Consider the following 2,845-nt stretch of genomic DNA (forward strand, 5'->3'; position numbering starts at 1 on the left):
CTCCACATTCACAATTAAATGAGGATAATCTTCATCACAGGTTTCGGTCAAATGGACTTGATATCCGGTCCAATTTTTCTCCCGTTTGGTAGCGTTACGAGCTTCAATATCGTAAGGACTTTCAATTTGGATAGAATTCGGAGGGAGGCCCAGCTCTTTCGGGTCTCGCCACTTAAGTTCAGAATTAATAAAAGCATACTGCTGTACCCAAACTTGTCTGAGAATTTCTACGCTTGGCAATTCACATAAATCAAAGGCCGTTCCCCCTCGTAAATGTCCCCCAGCAAGTGATGTCCATCGGCTCCTATGGTCAAAGCCAAGCGAGAGCGCTCACTTTCATCTTTCGGTAACCGATAAGAATCTAGCCTATAGCTATAGCGGTCAAACCAATCTTCTTGGACAACAGAACACAGCCAATTTGGAGCATGAATAGAGAGGTCATTTAAGGCGTGACGTAATGTTTCTCCAACTAACTCCAAACGATTGAGGACTCGGATAGCCCCTAAAATCTGGGTTGAATCAGTGCGCTGGATTCCTCGACCTTTTAATAGTTTTTTTTCTTTAAATCGGGCTAAAATTTTGTCAAGGAGAATCGATTCTACCTCTTTTTTAACTAGGCGGTCCCTCCATTCGTTTAAAATGGTGTGGTCAAAACCCTCATCGGTTAATTCTAGCCCCAAGGCATATTTCCAATCAATCCGAGCCCGTACTGAATCGGCTGCTTGTCTATCGGTTAGTCCTTCGGAAAACTGCATTAAGGTGACCAACGCTAAGAACGCGGGAGACCGGGCTAATTTTCCACAGTTAGGGTAAAGCTCGATAAAGTCTTTATCTGTGTAGAGTTGCCCTAGTTCTTCATGCATCAGCATATAAACGTTCCCTTTCGGGAATGAGGCCCGTGCCACGGCAACTGTTTGTTCAGGAATAATCCATTGTTCTTGAGGATGAAGGGTCATGATTCACTCCATAAATTAGGGGAGAAACAGGGTAGGGTCCCTAAACCGCCATGAGTTTTTCTCTGATCAGATTTTAACGGGTCTTGACTGCCGGGGGTAAGCAGGGGGTCAGACCCCCTATGTGATTAGCCAACAGAATCCTCAAGGGTGGGGCTACACGGACGAAGCCTGCCAAAGCCGGCTGAAGTAGGTCTTTAATTCCTAAATTTGGATAATTTATTTTTGGGAATCCCCTTAGCCCGCGCAGGCCTGTGCTGAGTAAAGCCTGCCCTGAGCCCCGCCTGTCCTGAGCCCCGTCGAAGCCTGTCCTGAGCCCTGAGCCAGTCGAAGGGTCGAAGGGGGTCGAAGGGTCGAAGTGCGGGCTTTGTCCGTGTAGACCCACCCGACCGGGTGCGGGTTTTTATAGACCTTGGACAACCGAATTCCGGATCATGGGTTACAGAGGCGATCAGGAGTGCGAGCATCTTGCTCGCTATCTTTCCGGACGGCGCGTCTTTCTCAAACACTTTGAAGACCGAATTTCCCTCAAAATTTCCCATCCCGATGTCAAGGACAAGGTGTCCTACCGACGAGTAATTCAACTGCAAGTGCAGCGCTACAAAAAAGCCCTAGTCCAAGGAATTCCTTATGAGTCATTCATCCGAGTGGACTGACATAACAAACGACAAACAACCAACAACAAATGACCAACAACCAATGACCAACAACCAATGACCAACAACCAATGACCAACAACCAATGACCGTCGTCGGCTCAAACTCTCCACCTTTTTGGAAGGCTACGGACGACGGGTCCAAAAGTCTGTATTTGAGTGCTTTTTGAGCTTAGAAGAAATGCAGAAACTGCATCAAAAAGTGCAACGGTTGGTTAAACCCACCGAGGATAATATCCGCTTGTATTGGATTAGCGAAACTGCCCTTTCTAAAACTCTAACCATCGGCAGCGAACTCCCGCAACCGCCCCCAGTTTCTACATTATCTAACCGTTCCCCCTCCGGCGTCGAGTCTTTCGGCCCTAATTACCCCCAGGTTAACCTCCTGGGGGTTTTTTGTTGCACCCTTCCCCTAGGAATGCTATGCTTCCAGCAAGGAAGAACACCTTTCCAAGATAAACAGCGGATTTGTAAAGTTTTATAAATCCGCAGAGGTCAGCCAAACCTCGAAACCCGCATTTTGTCGTTGACCTCTGCGGATCGAGGTCAGAGTCAGGGGTCCCAGCCATGAGTCGCGCGCTTATTCTCAATAAGTCGCTGCTTGTTGACAGGTAAAAACCCCCTATGCGGATCTGGTGTCTGAAACCCCCTCTCCGTCAGGCTTCCTGGCAGAGGACTTACCGATTAGTTAAAATCGGACTTGTTGGAAACAACAACACCTGTATCTGTTTTTAGAACACAATTCATTGCCTTACCGATTAGTTAAAATCGGACTTGTTGGAAACCTCATCGGAAGGAGCTCCGTTCTCGGGCTTTGGGGGCTTACCGATTAGTTAAAATCGGACTTGTTGGAAACGTAACTCCGTGTTAAAAACACGGATCGGGTGGCTGGTCAGTGCGCTTACCGATTAGTTAAAATCGGACTTGTTGGAAACACATTATTTTGTACATTACTTGTGATTTATATACAATCTTACCGATTAGTTAAAATCGGACTTGTTGGAAACGATACCTTATCTATTTCATCAAGACGGATATGAATACCTACTTCTTACCGATTAGTTAAAATCGGACTTGTTGGAAACTAGAAATACATATCCTAGTTCTGGATAGTATTGAATTTCCTTTCTTACCGATTAGTTAAAATCGGACTTGTTGGAAACTTTTAGATAGGGGTAGAACGCATAGAGAATATCTAAGTTCTTACCGATTAGTTAAAATCGGACTTGTTGGAAAC

The 2,845-nt window shown here is 45.9% G+C and carries 3 protein-coding genes, 1 pseudogene and 1 CRISPR repeat array; of the genes and pseudogenes, 2 read left to right on the forward strand and 2 right to left on the reverse strand.

Translation table 11 applies throughout. The features are described 5' to 3' along the window. Both J0895_RS23625 and J0895_RS23630 read right to left on the reverse strand, forming a co-directional pair. Positions 1-240 (reverse strand): annotated as a pseudogene (locus J0895_RS23625) (IS5-like element ISAva5 family transposase); the annotation flags it as partial. Then, positions 228-956, reverse strand: a complete 729-nt coding sequence (locus tag J0895_RS23630; RefSeq protein ID WP_207090437.1) for a transposase — start codon at positions 954-956, stop codon at positions 228-230. The pseudogene J0895_RS23625 and the gene J0895_RS23630, both read right to left, overlap by 13 nt. Before the next feature lie 431 nt (positions 957-1,387). Between J0895_RS23630 and J0895_RS23635 the strand changes: the two genes are divergently transcribed. Continuing rightward, a complete protein-coding gene (locus J0895_RS23635; RefSeq protein WP_207090438.1) occupies positions 1,388-1,609 on the forward strand; it encodes a hypothetical protein in 222 nt (73 codons plus the stop codon). Between the two features lie 117 nt (positions 1,610-1,726). Further along, the gene (gene cas2, locus J0895_RS23640; protein ID WP_207090439.1) at positions 1,727-2,092 is read left to right on the forward strand and encodes a CRISPR-associated endonuclease Cas2; all 366 of its coding nucleotides are present in this window, start codon (positions 1,727-1,729) and stop codon (positions 2,090-2,092) included. 192 nt (positions 2,093-2,284) lie between these two features. After that, positions 2,285-2,845: a CRISPR direct-repeat array (repeat unit 35 nt; unit sequence CTTACCGATTAGTTAAAATCGGACTTGTTGGAAAC).

The sequence above is a fragment of the Phormidium pseudopriestleyi FRX01 genome (genome assembly GCF_017313335.1).
GTDB classification, from domain to species: Bacteria; Cyanobacteriota; Cyanobacteriia; order Cyanobacteriales; family Laspinemataceae; genus Laspinema; species Laspinema pseudopriestleyi.

Bases quoted from the DNA above. Each gene is read 5' to 3' on its own strand.
- J0895_RS23635 (WP_207090438.1), top strand. From the start codon at position 1,388: ATGGGTTACAGAGGCGATCAGGAGTGCGAGCATCTTGCTCGCTATCTT.
- J0895_RS23630 (WP_207090437.1), bottom strand. From the start codon at position 956: ATGACCCTTCATCCTCAAGAACAATGGATTATTCCTGAACAAACAGTT.